The sequence below is a fragment of the Flavobacterium sp. FPG59 genome, from assembly GCF_002150205.1.
Taxonomy (GTDB): domain Bacteria; phylum Bacteroidota; class Bacteroidia; order Flavobacteriales; family Flavobacteriaceae; genus Flavobacterium.
Map to the genome: position 1 here is coordinate 12,973 of NZ_MTCA01000012.1, position 21,762 is coordinate 34,734.

Sequence of the window (21,762 nt, forward strand, 5' to 3'; positions counted from 1 at the left end):
CCAACTTTTAAAGCTGGGATTTGGAATTTTTTTTATCTGTTCTGGTCCAATTATTTACAAAAAGGCATTCCACAAAAACATGCTTTTCTGGCGCTTATTCTCCTCTTTATCTTCGCCATAGCTGTACCAATCTTTTGTTTTTTCCTCAATCAAAGTTTTAAGACCATTCAAATCATACATTTTTTTTGCTGTAATGGGTTGAATGATACTCGAGTCTTTTATTTTTAAATCAACTTTGGTTGCAATATACGAGGTGTACAAACGCGGTATTGATAAACCTAAAATCATTCCTGGCAATCCATTTATAGTGCACGGACCTCCTGAAATAGTGATATCATCGGTGTAAAAAGCAAAAACATATACTTCGTCAAAAATTTTGCCGACAGCTTTTCTACAATTGTAGCCCGCAATTTCACGATGTTCATTTGTAATTTTCCATTCAATTTTTGGAATGCTATCAGCTATTACAAAATTAGTTCCTACAATTTGTTTTTGAACGTTCATCTTGCGATTCGCAAAATCAAAAAACCAAATATTCTCTTCGTCTGCCTCTTTTTCGTAATTCGGAATTTTAGTTTTTGGACTCCATCGGTCAAATTTAAACAAGCTTTTATTATTGTCAAACGTGTAGTTGTAATACGAAATTTTAAGATCAGATATGCTCTCTTTCATTTGCTCATTCCAACTGTCATTACTCATTGTTTTTTTAAGGTTGGTGCTCACTTCATATTCAATAACCGCCTTATCTACAAACTGCTGAGCAAAACAATTGCTGGTAAATACAAGTAGCATTAGGTATACATAATAGGTTTTCATAGTGTTGTATTTTTTATGATTTAAAGAAAATTGCTTTCTCTTATTCTATTTTTTTTCTTCTACGTTTTTATTTTTAAAATTCCATGTAAACCCAATCATAGCATATCGTTTCAATCTGTCGTTACGCTCCTCACCTATCGTATTTTCATAGATAAATCGATTAATTCCCACGTTTTGATTCAAAATATCTCTCACTAAGAAATAAGCTGTAAACTCTTCTTTCTTAAAGGTGCGTTGTAATCTTGCGTTCCAAAGTTGGTTAGAAAGTTGGTCTTGAAATTCAAGTGTTTTTTGTCGGGAGTACCAATTGTAATCTGATTCAATTTTCCATTTTTCTGTTAAATAAACGCCCGCTCTAAAACCTAGCTCATTGGTATTAAAAGACCTAACTTGATTGTTTTGCGAAGTACTATTACGACTGTTTGAGAAGGTGTTGCTTAAAGTTAAATCGTATTTTTTTTCTTTCGATTTGTTAATATAGAGACCAAAACTAGAGTTCAAATTATCCGAATTATTAATTTGTTTGTTGATGCTATTTACAGACCTGTTGTAATTAAGAGACGGATTCAAATTAACAAAAAGGTTTAATTTTTTTAATTTAAAACCATAACCCATATAAACGTTTGCCGAAAAATTTCCATTGGTGTTAATAGGAGTCGTTACTGTTTTTGCACTTTCTGGATCGATATCTCTATTAAAAGAAATCAAGTTTGAAGTTGTTCTAAAAGATACACTCTGAAAAAAATTGGTTTCGGTTAAAATGCTATAGGTGCTATGTGTAACATTAAAACTGTTCGTAAATGATTGTTTCAAATCTGGGTTACCCACAACTTGGTTGAAAAAATCCTGGTTGTTTCGAAGCGGTTGCAACTGATCAATAGTAGGTTGTCTTGTAGCTCCTTGATAGCTAAAACGCAGGTTACTATTGCTTTTGTATTTATATGAAAAATTTGCCGATGGAAAAAAGTTAGTAAAACTGCGGTTATACTCTTTGTTTTGAGATAAATCTTGTAAATCAAAAAAAGTAAAACCAAAACCACTACCAAAACTGTAAGTGATCTTTTTTGCATTGTAACTCAACTTAATTAAAGGTTTGTGTGTTGTAATGTTTTGCTCAAATTGATTGGATAAGGAATCAACAACTACATCATAACGTCCGCTCAAATCAGAGAAATCATAGGTGATAAAATTACTATTGCCGCTGTTATTGGTAATTTGATAAGACAATTGCAAAGCCATCTTTTTACCCAAAGGTTCTGTATAAGTCGTGTTTATACTCACACTTTGTGTGTTTTTCTCGCCTACTTTATTTTGATCTACTTCATTACTGAAAGCCAAAGCTCCGCCTTCGTAGCTTTCATTACTTGATTTCAAGAAATTATTAGAGTTGCTGTTTAATGTGTTCCAACTGCTATTTACAGATAAAGTTCTACGTGGTTTTGCAAATTTATGTTTGAATAATACACTTGCAGAAAGCGCTTGCTTATCAGAATTTGTGGTAAACATACGCTCTTGTCTGTTGCGCAGCAAACCATCGTTTCCTCTAGTATCTCCGTTAGTAAATTCGTCACTTTCGGTAGTATAAAAATTAGTTTTTGCCGTAACCTTTAAAGTATTAATAGAGTCAATTTTAACATCATAAACTATGTTTGCTTTAAAATTATCTCTGTTTACATTACTTACCGTTGAGCTGTTTTGATTGAGTTGCGTGTCGCCTACTTGGGTTTGCGTATTTCGGCTACTGTTGTTTTGATAACTTTGTCGGTTGTATTTAGGAGACAAATTTAAACTGTGTTTGTCGTTCCATTTGTTATTGTATTGCAAACCTGCATTGGTATTTTTAATAAATCCATTTTGAGTATCTACATACGGCTCGTCATCATTTTCACCACCGGTCCACTCATAGCTCACATTACCATCATCATCCATGTTCATACTTACATTACCATCACCACCTCCAAATTTATCACTGTCCTCCCAACTTAAACCATCTTGACCCGTATTACCATTTAATAAAAAAGCGGATAGTTTTCTTTTTCCTTTAAAACTGCTTACTAACACATTGCTGTTGTACCTCGGATCATTATCGGCCGTGGGCTCATTTGCTCCGTCAATTTTACCAAAATAGCCTTTCTTTTTGTCTTCTTTCAACTTAAGATTGATCGTTTTTTTAGTCTCGCCGTCGTCAATTCCTGTAAATTCAGCTTGGTCGCTTTTTTTATTGAAAACTTGTACCTCTTTAATAGCATCGGCACGTAAATTTTTTACCGCCATACCGGGATCATCACCAAAAAATTCTTCGCCATCAACCAAAACTTTTTCAACGGTTTCGCCCATGGCTTTGATGGTACCGTTTTTATCCACTTGAATTCCGGGTAGTTTCTTTAAAAGTTCCTCTACGTTAGCATTAGCATCCACTTGAAAATCGCTAGCTCGGTAACTGGTTGTATCTCCTTTTATTTTAATAGAACCGGTTTTAATGACCACTTCTCGGAGCAATTCCATTTTACTCATTAAGTTGATGTTGCCTAAGTCTCGGTCTGTTTCGGTTAAAGTAATATCATCCAAGTAATCGGCATATTGACTGTGAGAAGTCATCAAGATATAGCTGCCTGGTTTTACATTTTTCAATAAAAATTTACCGTCTTTATCAGAACGTGTAAATTTATAAAGCACCGAATCAACGGGTGTTAATAAAGCGATTACCGAATTGTAAATAGGTGTTTTTTCGCTTCCAGCGGTTAATGTTCCTGATACTTTGCTTTTTTGGGCAAAAGCTGTAAAGGTTACAAAAAATAAAATGGCAAGAGTTACCCTAAAGTTTGACATAAATACTAGTTGGTTTTTGGTTAATGCATTTTGAAACAAATAAAAACTAGTATTCTAGCACTTAACTGCTAATTCTAAAATTTTAGTTTCGTTACTTACAACGCAGACGGACCAAAAATAGTATTATTCGTACTACGTAATCTTTACGAATTGTTATAAATGTGTTAAAGTTTTTCTTACGCGAGAATACTTTACATTCGAAATCGTGAGTGATAAAACAATTGCAAAAAACTTAGGTGGAAATTTAAAGTGCTTTTTGAATTTTGGCAACTACCGTTTCAGGAGTAATTGTTCGCATGGCATCTTCGTAACCAGGTACATTTTTATTGCCGTAAACCGAGGTTGGTAACATAGGAAATTGTTTTCTGTCAGCGGTTAATGCGTTTTCAAATGGTTGATTGAATGGTAAGAATCCAGCATACGGATGCGTTGCGCCCCAAAGTGTGATCACTTTAACGCCCAGCATGGCTGCAATATGTGCATTGCCAGAATCCATAGAAAGCATTACATCCAGATTACTAATAAGTTGTAATTCTTGCTGAAATTTGATTTTTCCTGCTACTACCACCACATTTTTATGCTGTGACGCTAAAGCATTTAATTGTTGAATTTCATGCGCTCCGCCACCAAAAAGTAAAATGGTTTGGGTTGTATCTAATGCCAATTGATCAATTACTTGTTGCATTAAATCGAGTGGATATACTTTTGAAGTGTATTGTGCAAAAGGAGCAATTCCGATTAATTTCTTGTAATTTATTCCAATTATTACTGCAATTTCAGGAGTCAAAACTGCTTTTTTAGGAAACTCAGATTGGGATAAATCAACTGTAAAACCAAGTTTCTCGAAGACTTTTATATGCCTTTCAAACATGGTAGGCAATTGTTGAAATACTTTATTTTCGGCACGAGTGAGTTCTTTTTTACCTTGTCGGCCTTTATCAACCGCAGCTACTTTTTTACCGCTTAATGCAAAAAGATTTCGGACAATTTTAGAGCGCAGTACATTGTGTAAATCGGCGAAAGCATCAATTTGTAAATTTTTCAAATCTTGGAATAAACGCAACAATCCAAGAAATCCTTTGTGGCGTTCTTTTTCGTCAAATGCAAAAAAAGTAAGGTTTGGAATTCCCTCGAAAAAAGGTTTAAAAAAAGGTCTGGATATAACCGTAATCTTAAGTTGTGGATAATGCTTTACGAAAGCTCGTAAAACAGGAACCGTCATAGCGACATCTCCCATTGCGGAAAGTCTCATGACGGCTATATGTTTGATAGAAGTTGACAATTAATTATTTTTATAAACCATTAAGGAATTAAGAAAAGTTAAGGTTTTTTCTAGCATTACCAATCTTATAAGAACTTATATGTCTTATATGTTCAAATATTTTTTAAACCATTAAGGAATTAAGAAAAATTAAGGTTTTTTATAGCATTACCAATCTTATAAAACTTATATGTCTTATATGTTCAAATATTTTTTAAACTATTAAAGCATTATGAAAAGTTATGGTTTTTTCTAAGATTACCAATCTTACATGAGCTTATATGTCTTATATATTTCAATATTTTTTAAACCATTAAGGCATTAAGAATTTTTAAGTTTCTACTATTTTCCTTAAATACTGTCGAAGCACATTTTAATCTATTAGAGTCCCACAACGACAATAAGTCTAGCTTTAATTGCCAATTAAATATTTTTTAAAACCATTAAAATATTAAGGTTCAGTAAGTTTCACTTAATTTTCTTAATACCTTAATGGTTCAAAATATCTTTGTTATTTTTTATTTTGGTATAAAACAGGATTCAATTCATCATCGTTGTACATTTTCATTTGCTTGTACACTTTCATGAATTTGTCACCGTTTTCAATATCTGTCAATAAATCATCAATTGCTGCTGACAAATCAGTGCGCTGCTCTAACAATACATTCAGTTTAGCTTGGCATTTATCGCGGTGGTCTTGCGATGCTTCTGAACGGGTAGCCTCTTCTTGCATGTGGTAGATTTTTAATGCTAAAATAGACAAACGGTCAAAGGCCCAAGCAGGACTTTCTGAGTTGATTTTGGCATTTTCTTTTACTACAACATGGCTGTATTTTTGCAAAAAGTAACTATCTGTATACTCAACCATATCAGTACGTTCTTGATTAGAAGCATCAATTCGTCTTTTCAAAGTTAAAGCCGCTATCGGATCAATGTTTGGATCACGAATAATATCCTCAAAATGCCATTGAACGGTGTCAATCCAGTTTTTGTGATACAACAAATGTTCAAATTTATCCTTTGGGAAAGGATTGTTTATAGGTTGATCAACATTATCAAACTGGTGATAATCCTTGATGCTTTGCTCGAACACGGAGTAGGCTAATTTTGAAAACATATCTTTATATATTAAAACACAAAGATACTTTTTATACTTTTATACCATAAAAAATAAGTACTAAGTTTAATTCGAAAAAAACAACCATGCAAATTCATTATTTATCAGAGGAAAACAGTGTCCTTAATCACTTTTTAGGACAAATTCGAAATGTTACTGTGCAACATGACAGTATGCGTTTCCGAAGAAATATTGAACGTATTGGTGAAATAATGGCATACGAATTAAGTAAAAATTTAGAGTATAACAATATTGAAATTCAGACACCTCTAGGAATAAAAAAAACTACTGAAATAGCTGATCAACTCGTATTATGCTCAGTACTTAGAGCAGGTTTGCCTTTGCATTTAGGATTTTTAAATTACTTTGATCAAGCCGAAAACGGTTTTGTATCAGCTTACCGGCACCACCCAAACAATGATGAAGCTTTTGATATTTTGGTGCAATACCAAGCCATTACTGACCTCAACGGAAAGAATCTAATTCTAGTAGATCCTATGCTTGCTACAGGACAATCACTGGTAGCTGTTTTCAATAAATTAATGGAAAATAGTACCCCAAAAGAAATTCATATTGCTGTGGTTATTGCCGCTCCAGAGGGAATTGCGTACTTACAAGAGCAACTACCAAACAACTGCCACTTATGGGTGGCCTCACTAGACGAAAAACTAAATGAGAAAAGCTATATCATTCCAGGACTAGGAGATGCAGGTGATTTAGCCTATGGGATTAAATTATAATTGTGTAAAAAAAGTAAACATACTGCAGGCAATCATCACATAAACTACAATTTCTTGTTTTAATTTTTCTTGTGGTATTTCAATATGACTGGTTGCCATGATGGCTAGGGGAGCAAAAGTAAAAAGGAGTAAATCATTACTTTTATGATCTGAAATTACATAAATAATAACTCCTAAAAAGAAAGAAGCCACCACTTTTTTATAAGAAGTATGTAGTATTTGAGGTCTACTAGACAAACTAGCAAACATAGAAATTATAAAAAACAAAGCAATAGTTGCATAAATAGACATTGCCCCGTTTTGATAATTGCTTGTAAAATAATCTAATGCAAAATTCACACTCATACTTTTTGTAATGTAAGCCAAACTATCAATTTGAAACACCGTTGTAAACAACAAGAAAATGATTCCGGTAACAAAGAAAGCTATGAAAGGTAGAATCCAATTTCTATAGTCTCTGGCTACGTGAAAAATGATAGAAATAAAAACCAATACTATAAAAAGGATACTCCAAAAATGAAATAACGTAGCAAGGAAAATCCACAACGAAGCATCAAATATTTTCTCTTTTGATGCTTTTAATGATTGTAAAGAGATTAATCTCCTAAGGGCTAAAAGCAGAAAAAAATTGGCAATAATGAGATTAATATTGTCAAAAATACTTGGGAAAAATAACAAGAACAACAAAAAGAAAAATGTAGTAAAAGTACTATCTTTACTCAAGCCATTTCTTTTGGCAATAAAATCTGTTAAAAATACCGAAGCAACTATAAAACAAAAAGATACCCCTTTTTTAAACATTAAAAAATAAGATGTCATCCAAGAAGTTTCCTGGAATTGTACTACTAAAAAGAAAACCAGCATAAAAATTACAACCAATGAAAAATTTAATGGTGTAGATTTTTTAAAAACACTTGTTATCATAAGGATATTTTATACTTTTGTGTTTGTAAATATAATACTTGTTTAAAAAGTAAACCCTGCTTGTTAATAAAGATTATTTTATTTTAAAAAACATTCGTTAGTATCGTGTTTACAAAACAATTACTTAAATCAATTTATATATTATGAAAGCATTTTTCGAAGGAATACAATACTTATTTGTAGACATTTTATTTGCTCCTCTAGATTTTTTACGTTCTTTAGAGCTTAGCTCATGGTTTGTTGCTAACACTATCAACTGGATTTTCATGATTATTTGTGCAGCTGCAATGGTGTACTGGATCAAACAATTGCAAATCTTTAATGATGCAGGAACAGAAAATCAAGATACTACGGCTCACTCTTTCTTAAAATAAGAACCCTCAACCTCTTGTTTGAGATTGAGAGCTCTTTTTATTATTTAAGATCATTTCCAATGTCTTTTCTAAAATACATCTTATCAAAATGTAGCTTGTCTATGTTTTGGTAAGATTTTTTTATGGCCTCTTGAAAATCATTCCCGTAAGATGTAATGGCTAGCACTCTACCCCCATTTGAAACAATTGCTCCTTGGTCTAGCTTAGTTCCAGCATGAAATACAATAGAATCTTTAACGTTTTCTAGTCCCGTAATTACTTTTCCTTTTTCAAAATCTTCTGGATAACCTCCAGATACTAGCATCACAGTAGTGGCACTTCTTGGATCAATTTCTAAGTTGATTTCGTCCAGTTTTTCATTGGCTACAGCCAAAAATAATTCAACCAAATCAGTTTGTAATCTTGGGATTACTACTTCGGTCTCTGGATCTCCCATTCTTACATTGTATTCAATAACAATAGGTTCATTATTAACATTGATTAAGCCTATGAAAACAAAACCTTTGTAAGCTATTCCATCTTTTTGAAAACCATCAATTGTAGGTTTTACAATGCGTGTTTCTATTTTTTCCATCAAAACAGCATCTACATAAGGAACTGGAGAAATAGCTCCCATACCGCCTGTATTAAGTCCTGTATCGCCTTCGCCAATGCGTTTGTAATCTTTAGCAGTTGGCAATATTTTATAACTTTTTCCGTCTGTGAGTACAAAACAGCTCAATTCTATTCCGTCCAGAAATTCTTCGATAACTACTTTTGAACTGGCTACACCAAATTTTTGATGTACAAGCATGTTTCTTAATTCATCTTTGGCTTCAGCCAAATCCTGAATGATTAAAACGCCTTTACCAGCGGCCAAACCATCTGCTTTTAAAACATAAGGAGGTTGCAATGTTTCTAAGAATTCACATCCTTGTTCTACGGTTTCGGCTGTAAAACTATCATAAGCAGCCGTTGGGATGTTGTGTTTGATTAAAAATTCCTTTGCAAATTCCTTACTCCCTTCTAGCTGAGCGCCTATTTTTGAAGGACCAATAACAGGAATATGACATAAAGCTGGATCATTTAAAAAGAAATCATAAATCCCCTTTACCAATGGATCCTCAGGACCTACAACCACCATGCCCACATTCTCTTGAATTGCAAATGCTTTTATGGCTTCAAAATCGGTTGGACTCATAGCAAGATTGGTTGCAATGGCTGCAGTTCCTGCATTTCCAGGAGCTACAAAAAGTCTTTCGCATAATGGGCTTTGAACCATTTTCCAAGCAAATGCGTGCTCTCTTCCGCCAGAACCGAGTAGTAAAATTGTCATGTGTGTTGTTTTTAGTTGTCGTGCAAAAATAATTGGTTTTGAACTCAAAAAACAATTAAATAGTAAAAACTTCCCCAAAGCAACTAATAAGTAAGACATAAATACTATTTTTGATTACACAATACTCCTTAAAAATGTTTCGATTATTTGATATAGCACTGCAATGGAAAGGGTTTCCTATTCGTAAAGCACGGCAGGAATTACTAAAAATAATTGCACAAACACCGCAAGAACATGAGCAATTTATTGAGAGTAAGAAACGAGAAATTGTTCAGTATCATTTAGAAAACAATTCGTTTTACAGTAAACTTGTAGGTACAAAAAATTATAAAAATTGGGATGATTTACCCATTTTGAGCAAACAAAATTTACAAAAACCACTTCAAGAAAGACTTTCTAGGGGTTATACTTTAAAAAACTGCTATACAAACAAAACATCTGGCTCTAGCGGTACTCCATTTATATTTGCAAAAGACAATTATTCTCATGCTTTAACTTGGGCTTCAAACATGTACCGTTTTGGTTGGTATGGCATTGATTTTAATACTTCATACCAAGCCCGGTTTTATGGCATCCCGATGGATTTTATTGGAAATAAAAAAGAACGGTTCAAAGATTTCTTGAGTCATCGATACCGGTTTTCTGTATTTGATTTGTCAGATGTTGTTTTAGAAAGGATTTTGAAAACCTTTAGCCAAAAAAAATTTGATTACATCAATGGGTATACCAGCGCTATTGTTTTGTTTGCTAAATTTTTACAACGAAAAAATATTGTATTAACCAGTGTTTGTCCTAGTTTACAGGTATGTATGGTTACCTCTGAAATGCTTTTTGATGACGATAAAATTTTATTAGAAAAACAACTTGGAGTTCCTATTGTCAATGAATACGGTGCCTCTGAACTAGACTTGATCGCGTTTCAAAATCCTGAAGGGCTTTGGCAAATAAACTCTGAAAACTTATTTGTTGAAATTTTAGACCAAAATAATAAAGCGGTTCCTTATGGTAAAGCTGGTCGTGTTGTCATCACCTCTTTGTACAATAAAGCGCATCCGTTTATACGGTATGATATTGGAGATATTGGCATTTTGGATAAAAAAAGCACTTTACAAAAACCCATTTTACAACAATTGATAGGGCGCTCTAATGATGTGGTTGTTTTACCAAGCGGAAAAAAATCAGCAGGACTTACATTTTATTACGTGACTAAAAGTATCATTGAAGATGATGGAAATGTAAAAGAATTTACCATCAAACAAACTAAATTAGATTGTTTTGAAATTGATTATGTAAGTGAAAAAGAACTAGTTCCCAATCAAATTAAAAAAATTGAAGCTGCCATTTCTTTATATTTAGAACCTAATTTGAGCATTACATTCGTCCGAAAAAATAACTTAGATAGAACCAATAGAGGTAAACTAAAACAGTTTACCTCTATGCTATAAGTTTTTTTGTGTAGCGCGGCTTGACCAAAAGTTGCGTAAACAGGAAAACTAACATGCACAATAATGACAGTATTATGTTGTATCCATGAAAAGAACGATATACTGCAAAATTATGTTTGAGTAAAGCTATTTTACCAGCCGAAATAGAGTTGTCCCTTACTCTATAAAACGCTAAACTTTCTGGAACCGGCCGCACTTTTTTTATAGGTTTTAGGATGGTAAGCCACATCATCCAGTCTTGTCTTTTTCTAGAAAGAGAAATAGGAATTTTTCCGTAGAAAGAAACATCATAAATCCCGGTGAGATTGCCTATATAATTGCAAAAAAACAGTAGCCTATACGTAAGTTGCTGTGGCGCCTCGACGCGTTTGTTTAACAATATACCTGCTTCATTCATACATTCGTAAAAAGAAAAAGTAAATGGTAATTTATGCTGCTGCATGAATTGCAATTGTAGTTCTAGCTTATTGGGTTTCCATTTATCATCAGCATCCAAGAAAGCAATGTAATCACCTGTGGCTTTTGATAAAGCTGTATTTCTAGCAACGCCTGTTCCTGAGTTTGTAAGGAGTTTAAAAATACGTATTCGGCTGTCTTGATTTGCAATTGTTTTAGCAATAGATACAGTGCTATCACTTGAACAATCATCAACTAGAATCAATTCCCAATTTGTGTGTGTTTGTTCCTGTACTGAAAGAATAGCTTCAAGAATGTACTTCTCTGAATTGTAGCAGGGCATTAGGATAGATACTAAATTATTTTTCATATCAATATGCTTTTTTATCGCCCCGAATCGTATTGTAAATGGTCAAAAAAATGATTTTAATATCTAATAAAATAGACCAATTTTCCATATAAAAGATATCATATTTCACCCTGTTGATAATGTCCTTATCAGTCTCCACTTCTCCTCTAAAACCTTTTGTTTGAGCGAGTCCAGTGATACCAGGTTTTATAAAATGACGTACCATAAATTTATCCACAGTAAGCGCATACATCTGGGTATGACTTACCATGTGTGGTCTAGGTCCTACTACTGACATTTCGCCCAGTAAAACATTAAAAAATTGTGGCAATTCATCAATACTAGTCTTTCTTATAAAACGACCTACCCTAGTAACTCTAATGTCGTTTTTTGATACTTGATTCAAATGGGCTTCATCATTAAGTTCCATTGATCTAAACTTATAACAAAAAAATTCTTTGTAATTCAATCCATTTCTTTTTTGGATAAAAAACAAAGGCCCTTTTGACTCCAACTTAATGAATATAGCCAGTATGGGTGTCAACCATGAGAGCACTCCTGCAATTATGATTAATGAAAAAACAATATCAAAAACACGCTTAATTACCTTGTTCAAAGTATCATCAAGTAGAATGTTACGCAATGATATTACAGGAATATAATTGTAATATTCAAATGTGAAATTCCGCGAAAGAATTTGTTTTTCGCTGGGAATAAACTTTAATGTCTTCAAATTATTATCGGCAAAAAAAACAATTTCATTAATTTGGTTTTGGTTTAAATCACTCATAGAACAATACAATTCATCTATTTGATGTTCTATTACATACTCAAAGCTTTCCTTGAGGGTTTTAGACTTATTTTTTTCTAGCTCAAAAATACGCTCAAGTTTGTATCCATAATCTGGGTTCTCTGTAAAAAAATGTTGCAAAGGCTCAGTGCTTTTTGCATTGCCCATCAAAATTACTTTTCTAAAGTTTCCACCATACAATAGCCTATACTTTTTTAGAAAATAATAAATAGCCAGCTTGACAATTAAAATGATAAATAGAGACAGTAGAGTAAAATACCCAATGCTTTCAAAACTAGAATTATAGGAGTCGTAAAAGGCTAAGGCAAGACAAAAAAGAGAAAATACAACTCCTTGTTTTAAGGCACAATTTAGTATAGAAATCACTTTAGTATACCTGTAAACCTCATAAAAACCCAAACTGGCAGCAATAATAAACCAACTTATACTTATGATAACAAAATAAAAAGGTGTCTTTACAGGAAAATCAGTCATATACCATAGCAAGACATTGATTATCAATAAATCAATGGCAAATGAAAAGGGACGAATGTAGCCCGAATATCTTCCTGTTTTTGTTTTCAATAGGATACAAATTAAAATAGCAAGTAGGCAAGCTCAAGCCGTTGCGAATCTTATATAAAGAAATTAATCTAGAACTTTTATTTCACTTCATTAGATTAAAAGAAAGGTAAATGAACTAAAAAATATATTTAGAAAAATCTTTATGTTCTTCTTTTGAAAGTTCTTCCTTAGATAAAGATTTAAAATACTCATATGTGATTTTCATTCCTTCGGCACGGCCTACTTTTGCTTCCCAACCAAGCAATTCTTTGGCTTTAGTAATATCAGGTTGTCGCTGTAACGGGTCATTTATTGGTAACGGATGGTACACCACTTTTTGATTGGTACCTGTAAGTTTAATGATTTCTTCGGCAAAATCTTTAATAGTAATTTCGTCTGGATTTCCAATATTTACAGGCAAAACATAATCCGAATGCAACAATCTAAAAATACCTTCTACCTGATCATCAACATAGCAAAAAGAACGGGTTTGCATGCCATCGCCAAAAATGGTTAAGTCCTCGCCGCGAATGGCCTGACCAATAAAAGCGGGTATAACGCGACCGTCATTGAGGCGCATTCTTGGACCATACGTATTAAAAATTCGAACAATTCTGGTTTCTACGCCATGAAAGGTATGATACGCCATCGTGATTGATTCTTGAAAGCGTTTTGCTTCGTCATAGACTCCTCTAGGTCCTATGGTATTTACGTTGCCATAATATTCCTCGGTTTGTGGGTGTACCAATGGATCTCCATACACTTCAGAAGTAGATGCAATAAGAATTCTTGCTTTTTTGACTCTTGCTAAACCCAATAAGTTATGAGTACCAAGGGAACCTACTTTCAAGGTTTGTATAGGGATTTTTAAATAATCAATAGGACTTGCAGGCGATGCAAAGTGTAAAATATAGTCTAAATTTCCAGGGACATGAACAAACTTGGTGATGTCATGATGGTAAAATTCAAACTGCTCCAATTTGAAAAGATGCTCAATGTTTTTTAAATCTCCCGTAATGAGATTATCCATCCCAATAACATGGTAGCCTTCTTTGATAAAACGGTCACAAAGATGTGATCCTAAAAATCCTGCGGCTCCGGTGATAAGTATTCTTTTCATTACAATAAGTTCTGTTCTTTATTATGATTTACTTTGTTTAACAAACAGTACAATACAATAAAGAAAATTATACCTCTTTGTCTACTCAAAAAGGATTCGGTCAAAAATAACACTATCATTGTTACCGAAAAAGCGATATGCACAAAATCTTTATTTCTAATTCCGTTTCTAATGGAAATAAACAACATACAAACCAGAATTAAAATACCCAAAAAACCAATTTCAGAAAAAATTTGTACATATTCATTATGAAAATTATATTCTCCATAACTGTGGTGCAAATGATGTTCCTTGACTTTATCTTGAATTTTAGTTTGAGCAGCATCTAATCCGAATCCGGTAAAAAAAATACCTTCTTCTTGAAGCATTTCTATAAAAATCCTCGTTTGATAAACCCGAAAAGCAGCCCCTGGAAAAAAGTCATTCTCTTGAAACTGCTCTTGGCTCCAAGCTTGTTTTAAACTAATGCTATAGATTGAATTTTTAGTTTCCTCAGATCCTTCCTTTAAAGAACTATCAACCAGTATGGTTTTTAACTCAATCATAAACCGGTCTCTTATTGGTTTTATTGATGCTATACAGGTTGTTGTTATCAAAACAATGGCTACAAGTATTGCAGTTTTTGTTTTTCTAGAAAATCCAGAAAAAAAGAAAAGATACACCATGACCAAAATAAAATCGCAAATTATAATATTCTTTGATGACAATAAAAACACAAATGCAACTAGTGTTACCAATGCTAATTGATCAAAAATTGTTTTGTTTTTTTGGACCAAAAAATAGAACATCCCAAATGAGGCAAACCCCGAAACATATATTGCATTAAGGCTAACAGTAACCAATTCATGATAAAAAAACACGCTAAAATCTCCTGAACTGCTAAATTTAAGGACTGCTTTTGCTAAACAAAAAATGGCAAAAAACACCATTGAGAAACTGTAAATTTTAAAAACCCGATGCTTTACCTCTTGATTTAAATGGGGTAAAAAGCAAAAAGCAATGGGAATTAATAAAACTAATATTTCCTTTTGTAATCCGGCCTTTGTAGCGTGAACGTCAATGGTCCATAGTAAGGAAAGCACCATTAATACATAAAGGAGCATTGGAAGTATTTCAACTTTTGAAATTGAAAAATTAGCTTTTTTAGCCTTAGAAAAACAAACCAGTAAAAAAATTATACAAGTCATACTCCCGATGTTGTGTTTCAAAGGAAGCGTCATGAGCATTGCAGCTAAAAGACAAACCAATAGTGTTTGATTTTGCCACAATTCTTCAATTTTATGAAAGACTTTTTTTGAATAAGGTAAGATAGGATTCATTTATTCTATTCCAATTAAATTCCTGAATGATGGTATCAAAGTTATCTTGAACAATTTTATTGTGGTGACTCTTATGAACTGTTTCTCTTAGTTTTTGAACCTCTTTAGCATTCGAAAAATAAAAGCCATTGTCTTTTAAAATGGCTTGATTAAATTCATTCCTATGAGCTGCAATTAATGCTTTTGCAGCCATTGCCTCTAGCAAAGACGGATTAGTACCACCCACGGAATGACCATGAAAATAAAGCGATGAAAAAAACCTAAGATTATCTAAATGTTCTTTGTTATAGACGCCACCTATAAATCGTATTCTAGGATTGTCTTTAAACTTTTGTTTTAAATAATTACCAAAACTATTGTTGCTATTACCCACAACAACTATCGGTCTATCATTTTTTGAAATGGCTACTCCATCCAGAATCATTTCTAAATTATTTTCGGGTTCAAACCGAGCTATAAGTAAGTCATAAGTATATTTCTCTAAGTTATAAGGTAAGAGTAACTCCTCATTTGAATTCCAAAATGGTGCTGCTCCATACGCTATGTACGTAGACTCTTTGTTGTACTTTTCTTTAAGATATTTTTGTATTCCAATAGAATCTGCTATTAAAAAATCGCTACTTTTTACAGCTCTTTTCTCGGCAAATTGTAAAAATCTTTGAATTTTTGCAGAATATTTAGTTCTCTTCCACTCCATTCCATCCATGTTGGTGATGATCATAGATTTTTTGGGTAACAGAAAAGACCAAATGGAATTACTAGTGTATCCTAATTGCAAAATAATATCGAACTTCCTTTTCTTGGTGTCAAGTATACAGTTTAAATCATAAATAAACTGCCCTGCCGTACCTATTTTGTGTTCTGGATTGTACTTATGGATGATATGCACACCTTGAAACATTTTTTCGTTAAAAACATGATCATGAGTATTGTAAACATAAACCTCATGATTTTGCTTGGCAAGATAAACTGCAAAAATCTCGGCAAATTGCTCAAAACCACCATAATTATTAGGAATTCCTCTAGTTCCGAGAATTGCAATTTTCATTTCATTATATTTAATCAAGTTCCAAAAATAATGATTTTAAAAGTTTAAAACTCTCAAATGCTGGAATTGATATCTAAAATTTAATTCTAATCTATTTAAATACGCTCATTAATAGCTATTTTTGTTTACAAATACATCACCTCAGCAGTTTATGATCAATTTTGAATACCTAGAACATAATTTAAACCCACTCCGTTTATCGTATCTAACCGCTAAACCGTTTCCACACTTAATCATTGATCAATTTTGTGATGAGGACAAACTAATCAAAGCCTACAATAGCATTCCAGAACTTCATAATAAAAGTAGGGATTATGCTTTTGCTAATAATAAATTTGAAAAATCAAATTATAAAATACTAGGACCTGAATTACAGGAACTGTACGAAGACTTATCATCGGAAAGGTTTAATAAAATATTATCCTACATCACATCAAAATCAATTTTTGTAGACCCAAAAAATCATGGAGGAGGCTTGCATCAAGGAAAGAAAAACAGCTTTCTTGATATGCACTTAGACTTTAATTACCATCCCATTCAAAACAACTGGTACCGTGAATTAAACCTCTTATTATACCTCAACAAGGACTGGAAAAAGGAATATAAGGGTGAGTTAAAAATAAAAGATCTAAGAACCGGAGAAGAAGCCGAACTGGATGTTCCGTTTAATCGTTTTATTATTCAACAATGTGCACCATACACGCTACATGGATATGATTTAACCAATTTTCCTGAAGGCCATTTTAGAACGTCAATTGCAACATATGCATACCAAAATCATATCTGCCAAATTGAAAAAATTCGGACCACCGATTGGTTCCCAAAGGAAGATGCATCCTTTTTAAAGAAACAATTTGCTAAAAATTATAACCTTTTAGTCAAAACAAAAAACAAATTGTTTGGCAGTGGTACTGCAAAAAATCAATAACTAAATTACTTTGTAGTTTCTTTTAAAAGTTGGTAAACCACCTTTGCTGACTCTTCCCAGTTGTAAATTTCTTTAATAGAAAACGCCATTTGTTCAAACGCTGCTGTTGTGTTATTTTCAAGAATATACAGCAATTTGTGGTTGAACTCGGTTTGATTATTTGGGTCAAAATAAAATTCGTTAAAAAAGCTAAAATCAGACATGGCCGTTTTATTAGAACAAATTGTAGGGATTTTTGCTGCCACAGATTCTAACGGAGGAATACCAAACCCCTCAGCAAATGAAGGATAAACAGCTGCACTTGCTCCTCTAAGCAACAACAACATGGTTTGAAAATCAGTGTTGTTTATGGTTGTTATTTGATTTTTTATCTCAGGCGATAATCCATCAAATAATTCCTGATATTCCTGATTAAAAATGCTTTCGCTACCTAAAAAAAGAAGTTGGTGTTTTTTATACAATTCCAAGTCTACAAAAGCTTTCAAAACCATTTGATGATTTTTCCTGGGTTCCCAGCGACTTACATAAATTATATAATCGTTCAAGGAATATTCATTTGCAACTCGAGCCTTGACTTGCTCTTTAATATAGGTTTCAAAAAAAGCACCGTCAACTGCAATTGGAGTTAATACATAATCAGAAATTCCAAAATGTTGTTCTAATTTTTGCTTGGAATATTCAGAAACCGTGAGTCTAATATCTGACCATTTAGCGCTTTGTTGGTATAAAATGGTATTGATAAATCGACTAAAAAACGAAAAATAGTTTGGAAAATCAATAAACAAAACATCATGTGTTGTCACGATATATTTGCATCTTTTTATGGGTGAAACGGTGTATTGAAAATGCGCAAAGTCAATTTTGTTTTTTTTAATAATCTTAGGAATATCAACAAGAAGCCTCCAAAATTTATTATGATACTGGTATTTTACATACGTCACGTTAGGGTGATCTCCAAAAATAGTTTGTAAGGATTTTGGATTATTAGAACCCAAATACAAATGAAGATCATTATACTGCATCAAATCCGTGTAAAGACCTTGAATATAGGTTCTAGTACCTTGAAATCCACTATCAAAAACATGACAGTCAACAAAGATGTTGGTTGTGTTTTTAAGATTCATTTAAACTACTTTTTTGACTTTTATACTCTCTTAACATGACCTCTCTTAGTGCAATTAAAAATCCAATTATGATTGATTTATTATCTAATTTTAAATACAAACCTAAAAAAACCCAATTAGATACAATTAAAAAAACACTAGAACCCAATAATAAATAATTAATGGCTTGTACGGCCTCAAGATTAGATTTCTTTTGTTTGTATAAATGAATCAAAAAAACTAGCAGCAAAATAACTCCTAACAGCCCTGATTTTAGAAAAATAGTCATGTAACCGTTATGAACAATAGGAATGTATTGAACGTACTCATTGTCATTTGTCAATATTTTTCGACCAATATTTAATGTTGACCCCAACCCTTCCCCAAAAAATATAGCTCGAGGTCCGTTATTTGAAACTTGTTTTACGGTTATAATATTTTCAAATGAGCGGTAATTATCATTGAAATCTTTCCAGTCATCCTTATTAATTCGTGTTTTAAATGCCTCTTCGGGAGCAATTTTTATTTTGTACAAAAACGCTTGAATCCCCTTTCCTTCACGTTTTGGATTGCTATAAACAATGGCCGTATAGCCAATAATTGTAAATAAAAGCACCGATAAAATCACTTTTAATGATCTATGGCTGTATACTAAATATCCTTTTAGACCTACGTATAAAATAATAAATTGAATCAAGTTGGTTCTCGCCAAATACAAAAAACTAGACAAACCTATAATGAGTAATAAAACCGTTCTTTGTTTTTTTGAAATTTCAATTTTGAAGTTTCTATAAAAAATAAGTACAATTAAAACATAGATTTCATAATCACTAAAATAGCCACCTTGCTGCCTCAAAAAATTAACACTTAACGTTCTAAATTGGATTATGGTGAAAAATAAAGTGACCAAATGTAGTATTGAAATGGCTAGGCCTGTGTAAATTAAAACCTTTAAAGCTAACTTACTACCAAACCTACAAAGCTGATAGCCCACTAATAATCCTAAAATGGGTTTTACCAGGTATGTAAAGTCTCTTATAAATAAAAAAAGAGTCGTTTTACTAAATAAAGTAGAGACCGTTGCAACTAAAAGTATAGCTAAGAAGATAGCGCAATATTTTAGTATAGTAACTGAATATTTTCTTTTTATGGTAATCAATAAAGTGAAAAACCATACCACAAAAGTAAGCTCATAGTTTGCAAACAACGAAACTACTATACATAATAGGAATAAAATCTGGTAGGGGAAACTTTTATAAATTGTAAAGTTCATCATTATTTTTCCAGTCTAATTAATGGTTTCAAAACAATACAATATAGAATAATCACTACTAATTCAATAAAAATTGTAGCTAAAAATGCACCCTCAAGACCCACATTTTTAATAAATATGAAAAAAACAAGCAGGCTAAAAATAGAAGAGCCAATGGTAATTTTGATATATTCTTTGTTTTTATTTAAAGCAAAAAGCAATTGTTTTAAGGCAATAGAAATTGCCATAAACAAAGGTATGATCAAACCTATTTTAAAAAAAATGTTCATTGCATCTAGCTCATTAGAACGTATATTAAAAAACAACAAAATAGGCTTAGTACACACAAATGCAACAATTACTAACAATACCACTACCGTATAATTAAGCCCATAATACTGCAACCAATGTGTAATGCCTTTTTTTAGATTTTTATGTATTTGCAAACAAACATCAGCATAAATAAAATTAAAGAACATCTGTAAGTAAGTCCTAAAAATCATTACAATTTGGTCTATAATTCTATACTGTCCTGCCATTGCATTTCCTCCCAGATAACTAATAATCATAATGGGAAGATATTGATAAAAAGACAAAAATAACTGGGATATTGTTAATGAAAACTCTTGTTTTAATAATACCACAGCATCTTTACAAACCGAAGAATAAAACCGTAAATGGTATTTTTTTATCAAATAAAATAACCCAATTACGCTTGAAACAATCAATCCAACTCCCAAGTAAGCATTAGCATAGATGTAATCTTCTTTTTTATTGATAAAAGAAAAAACAGCCACAACATAAATTAATTTGGATATAATATTTATACATGAAATCCATTTGTAATTTTCTAATCCTTGAAAAACCCAAGTAGGATTAATTACTTGTCCCAAAACATACAATAAACTTAAAAAGAAAACTGCTTGTTCCTGCCTAAAAAAAGGAACAAACCAAATCAATAGAAAGGAAAAAAATAGTAAAATGGCAAGCAAAAACAATTTCATTACATAGATCGAAACAATTTTTTGATTGATACTTTCAACTTGGTTTCTACCTATCGAAATAGCTTTGGTGCCATTGATATAAGAGCCATAATCCACAATTACATTACATATTAAGGCAAATGAAAAGCCTACACCTATTTTACCTAATCCTTCTTTTTCACAAATCGTTATTAGATAAGGCATAACCACAAGCGGACTAATCAAATTGACAATTTGACCAATTCCATAAATAGTACCATTTTTAATTCTACTATTTTTAAATACCTGTAGACCTATTGATTTAAACAAAATGATGTGATTAATTACAAATATAACATAAGCAGTGTTAGTCCTCTTTCAAATTCATTTTAAACTAAAACAATACTTTATATAATCAAAAAAAAGAGCCACAATTTGTGACTCCTTTTAGCTTGAATATCAATTATTTAATAAGCAATTGAATCTGGTCATAAAGTGCTTTTTCTGAATAAAATAATGGATCATATCTTCCGTCTGTTGACTTTATATTTTGAACAACTGCTTTGTTTTTTTCTAAAATTGTAATGCAATCATTTGGAATAAAATAGTTGAAAAATAAAGAACCTTTAGCCTCAAAACTTTTACTGAAATAGTTCATTTTAAAATTTTGAATAATGATCTCTTTTTGCTTCTCATTGGTTCCAAAATCAATTCGAATGTAATTGGGAAGTACATCTTCTGGAAGTATAAAAACTATATCTTGCGGCTTGTCACTAGCTTTTACAGCTACCCAAACCGAATTATCTTCTTGATAAGGAGCTTCATAATCATTTTGACTATAATACAACTGGAAATTATCATCTACTGTAACTGTGGCTGTCAAAGTTACTTTAAAACTGTTTTTAATAGCTTCAGTCTCAGCAGGACTTTCCTCTTTTTTATTCTCCTCCTTTTTGCAAGAACTAAATACTATTGATAAAATTATGCATGCAAAAAATAATTGTTTTTTCATTATTTTAAAGATTTCGGAATTGATACTTTTTTAAAAATCTATAAGATGCCAACTGTTTAACTATTCATTTTCTATTTTTAAGATTACCAATATCAACA

The 21,762-nt window shown here is 32.1% G+C and carries 19 protein-coding genes; 4 read left to right on the top strand and 15 right to left on the bottom strand.

The genetic code is table 11. The features are described from left to right. Positions 1-54: 54 nt before the first annotated feature. The 4 genes from FPG59_RS02555 to FPG59_RS02570 form a co-directional block, all read right to left on the bottom strand. Entirely contained in the window at positions 55-816 is a 762-nt protein-coding gene (locus FPG59_RS02555; RefSeq protein ID WP_086453053.1) for a GLPGLI family protein, read from the bottom strand. 45 nt (positions 817-861) lie between these two features. Further along, the gene (locus FPG59_RS02560; protein WP_086453054.1) at positions 862-3,645 is read right to left on the bottom strand and encodes an outer membrane beta-barrel family protein; all 2,784 of its coding nucleotides are present in this window, start codon (positions 3,643-3,645) and stop codon (positions 862-864) included. A 244-nt stretch (positions 3,646-3,889) separates the two neighbouring features. Then, entirely contained in the window at positions 3,890-4,897 is a 1,008-nt protein-coding gene (locus FPG59_RS02565) for a glycosyltransferase family 9 protein (RefSeq protein ID WP_086453055.1), read from the bottom strand. Positions 4,898-5,417: 520 nt separating this feature from the next. Continuing rightward, on the bottom strand, positions 5,418-6,023 hold the full coding sequence (locus FPG59_RS02570) for a DUF4254 domain-containing protein (protein WP_086453056.1): 606 nt from the start codon (positions 6,021-6,023) through the stop codon (positions 5,418-5,420). Between the two features lie 86 nt (positions 6,024-6,109). Here FPG59_RS02570 and upp point away from each other — a divergent pair, with 86 nt between their 5' ends. Beyond that, positions 6,110-6,763: a uracil phosphoribosyltransferase gene (gene upp / locus FPG59_RS02575; RefSeq protein ID WP_086453057.1), complete on the top strand. Its 654-nt coding sequence runs from the start codon at positions 6,110-6,112 to the stop codon at positions 6,761-6,763. Here upp and FPG59_RS02580 read toward each other — a convergent pair. Then, entirely contained in the window at positions 6,758-7,687 is a 930-nt protein-coding gene (locus FPG59_RS02580; protein WP_086453058.1) for a DUF6427 family protein, read from the bottom strand. The genes upp and FPG59_RS02580 overlap by 6 nt on opposite strands. A gap of 143 nt (positions 7,688-7,830) precedes the next feature. Here FPG59_RS02580 and FPG59_RS02585 point away from each other — a divergent pair, with 143 nt between their 5' ends. Next, positions 7,831-8,061, top strand: a complete 231-nt coding sequence (locus FPG59_RS02585; protein WP_086453059.1) for a uracil phosphoribosyltransferase — start codon at positions 7,831-7,833, stop codon at positions 8,059-8,061. Between the two features lie 40 nt (positions 8,062-8,101). Here FPG59_RS02585 and purD read toward each other — a convergent pair whose 3' ends face one another. Continuing rightward, positions 8,102-9,376 carry a phosphoribosylamine--glycine ligase gene (gene purD / locus FPG59_RS02590; protein ID WP_086453072.1) on the bottom strand — a complete coding sequence of 425 codons (1,275 nt, stop codon included), beginning with the start codon at positions 9,374-9,376 and terminating at the stop codon, positions 8,102-8,104. 134 nt (positions 9,377-9,510) lie between these two features. On the opposite strand from purD, the gene FPG59_RS02595 reads away from it, so the two are divergent. Further along, positions 9,511-10,821 carry a phenylacetate--CoA ligase family protein gene (locus FPG59_RS02595; RefSeq protein WP_086453060.1) on the top strand — a complete coding sequence of 437 codons (1,311 nt, stop codon included), beginning with the start codon at positions 9,511-9,513 and terminating at the stop codon, positions 10,819-10,821. On the opposite strand, the gene FPG59_RS02600 is transcribed toward FPG59_RS02595, so the two are convergent. The 5 genes from FPG59_RS02600 to FPG59_RS02620 form a co-directional block, all read right to left on the bottom strand. Next, the gene (locus FPG59_RS02600) at positions 10,811-11,587 is read right to left on the bottom strand and encodes a glycosyltransferase family 2 protein (protein ID WP_086453061.1); all 777 of its coding nucleotides are present in this window, start codon (positions 11,585-11,587) and stop codon (positions 10,811-10,813) included. The genes FPG59_RS02595 and FPG59_RS02600 overlap by 11 nt on opposite strands. A gap of 1 nt (position 11,588) precedes the next feature. Further along, positions 11,589-12,941, bottom strand: coding sequence for an exopolysaccharide biosynthesis polyprenyl glycosylphosphotransferase (locus tag FPG59_RS02605; RefSeq protein ID WP_086453062.1), 1,353 nt, complete (start codon positions 12,939-12,941; stop codon positions 11,589-11,591). Positions 12,942-13,056: 115 nt separating this feature from the next. Further along, complete coding sequence (locus FPG59_RS02610) at positions 13,057-14,040, bottom strand: UDP-glucuronic acid decarboxylase family protein (protein ID WP_086453063.1); 984 nt, start codon at positions 14,038-14,040, stop codon at positions 13,057-13,059. Then, positions 14,040-15,359, bottom strand: coding sequence for an O-antigen ligase (locus FPG59_RS02615; protein ID WP_086453064.1), 1,320 nt, complete (start codon positions 15,357-15,359; stop codon positions 14,040-14,042). Before FPG59_RS02615 ends, FPG59_RS02610 begins: the two co-directional genes overlap by 1 nt. Further along, a complete protein-coding gene (locus FPG59_RS02620; RefSeq protein WP_086453065.1) occupies positions 15,319-16,407 on the bottom strand; it encodes a DUF1972 domain-containing protein in 1,089 nt (362 codons plus the stop codon). The genes FPG59_RS02615 and FPG59_RS02620 overlap by 41 nt, the downstream gene beginning before the upstream one ends. Before the next feature lie 121 nt (positions 16,408-16,528). Between FPG59_RS02620 and FPG59_RS02625 the strand changes: the two genes are divergently transcribed. Next, entirely contained in the window at positions 16,529-17,335 is an 807-nt protein-coding gene (locus FPG59_RS02625; RefSeq protein WP_254906632.1) for a 2OG-Fe(II) oxygenase, read from the top strand. Positions 17,336-17,340: 5 nt separating this feature from the next. On the opposite strand, the gene FPG59_RS02630 is transcribed toward FPG59_RS02625, so the two are convergent. The 4 genes from FPG59_RS02630 to FPG59_RS02645 all read right to left on the bottom strand — a co-directional run bounded on the left by FPG59_RS02630 (position 17,341) and on the right by FPG59_RS02645 (position 21,664). Next, positions 17,341-18,459: a glycosyltransferase family 1 protein gene (locus FPG59_RS02630; protein WP_086453067.1), complete on the bottom strand. Its 1,119-nt coding sequence runs from the start codon at positions 18,457-18,459 to the stop codon at positions 17,341-17,343. After that, complete coding sequence (locus FPG59_RS02635; RefSeq protein ID WP_086453068.1) at positions 18,449-19,714, bottom strand: hypothetical protein; 1,266 nt, start codon at positions 19,712-19,714, stop codon at positions 18,449-18,451. Before FPG59_RS02635 ends, FPG59_RS02630 begins: the two co-directional genes overlap by 11 nt. After that, complete coding sequence (locus FPG59_RS02640) at positions 19,714-20,982, bottom strand: oligosaccharide flippase family protein (protein WP_086453069.1); 1,269 nt, start codon at positions 20,980-20,982, stop codon at positions 19,714-19,716. Before FPG59_RS02640 ends, FPG59_RS02635 begins: the two co-directional genes overlap by 1 nt. Positions 20,983-21,115: 133 nt before the next feature. Continuing rightward, positions 21,116-21,664, bottom strand: a complete 549-nt coding sequence (locus FPG59_RS02645; RefSeq protein WP_086453070.1) for a hypothetical protein — start codon at positions 21,662-21,664, stop codon at positions 21,116-21,118. Positions 21,665-21,762 lie beyond the last annotated feature (98 nt).

Excerpts from the sequence above, each read along its gene's own strand:
- purD (WP_086453072.1), bottom strand. The coding sequence starts at position 9,376 with ATGACAATTTTACTACTCGGTTCTGGCGGAAGAGAGCACGCATTTGCT.
- FPG59_RS02555 (WP_086453053.1), bottom strand. The coding sequence starts at position 816 with ATGAAAACCTATTATGTATACCTAATGCTACTTGTATTTACCAGCAAT.
- FPG59_RS02620 (WP_086453065.1), bottom strand. The coding sequence starts at position 16,407 with ATGAAAATTGCAATTCTCGGAACTAGAGGAATTCCTAATAATTATGGT.
- FPG59_RS02615 (WP_086453064.1), bottom strand. The coding sequence starts at position 15,359 with ATGAATCCTATCTTACCTTATTCAAAAAAAGTCTTTCATAAAATTGAA.
- FPG59_RS02610 (WP_086453063.1), bottom strand. The coding sequence starts at position 14,040 with ATGAAAAGAATACTTATCACCGGAGCCGCAGGATTTTTAGGATCACAT.
- FPG59_RS02600 (WP_086453061.1), bottom strand. The coding sequence starts at position 11,587 with ATGAAAAATAATTTAGTATCTATCCTAATGCCCTGCTACAATTCAGAG.
- FPG59_RS02585 (WP_086453059.1), top strand. The coding sequence starts at position 7,831 with ATGAAAGCATTTTTCGAAGGAATACAATACTTATTTGTAGACATTTTA.
- FPG59_RS02565 (WP_086453055.1), bottom strand. The coding sequence starts at position 4,897 with ATGAGACTTTCCGCAATGGGAGATGTCGCTATGACGGTTCCTGTTTTA.
- FPG59_RS02580 (WP_086453058.1), bottom strand. The coding sequence starts at position 7,687 with ATGATAACAAGTGTTTTTAAAAAATCTACACCATTAAATTTTTCATTG.
- FPG59_RS02595 (WP_086453060.1), top strand. The coding sequence starts at position 9,511 with ATGTTTCGATTATTTGATATAGCACTGCAATGGAAAGGGTTTCCTATT.
- FPG59_RS02645 (WP_086453070.1), bottom strand. The coding sequence starts at position 21,664 with ATGAAAAAACAATTATTTTTTGCATGCATAATTTTATCAATAGTATTT.
- FPG59_RS02630 (WP_086453067.1), bottom strand. The coding sequence starts at position 18,459 with ATGAATCTTAAAAACACAACCAACATCTTTGTTGACTGTCATGTTTTT.
- FPG59_RS02570 (WP_086453056.1), bottom strand. The coding sequence starts at position 6,023 with ATGTTTTCAAAATTAGCCTACTCCGTGTTCGAGCAAAGCATCAAGGAT.
- upp (WP_086453057.1), top strand. The coding sequence starts at position 6,110 with ATGCAAATTCATTATTTATCAGAGGAAAACAGTGTCCTTAATCACTTT.
- FPG59_RS02635 (WP_086453068.1), bottom strand. The coding sequence starts at position 19,714 with ATGATGAACTTTACAATTTATAAAAGTTTCCCCTACCAGATTTTATTC.
- FPG59_RS02560 (WP_086453054.1), bottom strand. The coding sequence starts at position 3,645 with ATGTCAAACTTTAGGGTAACTCTTGCCATTTTATTTTTTGTAACCTTT.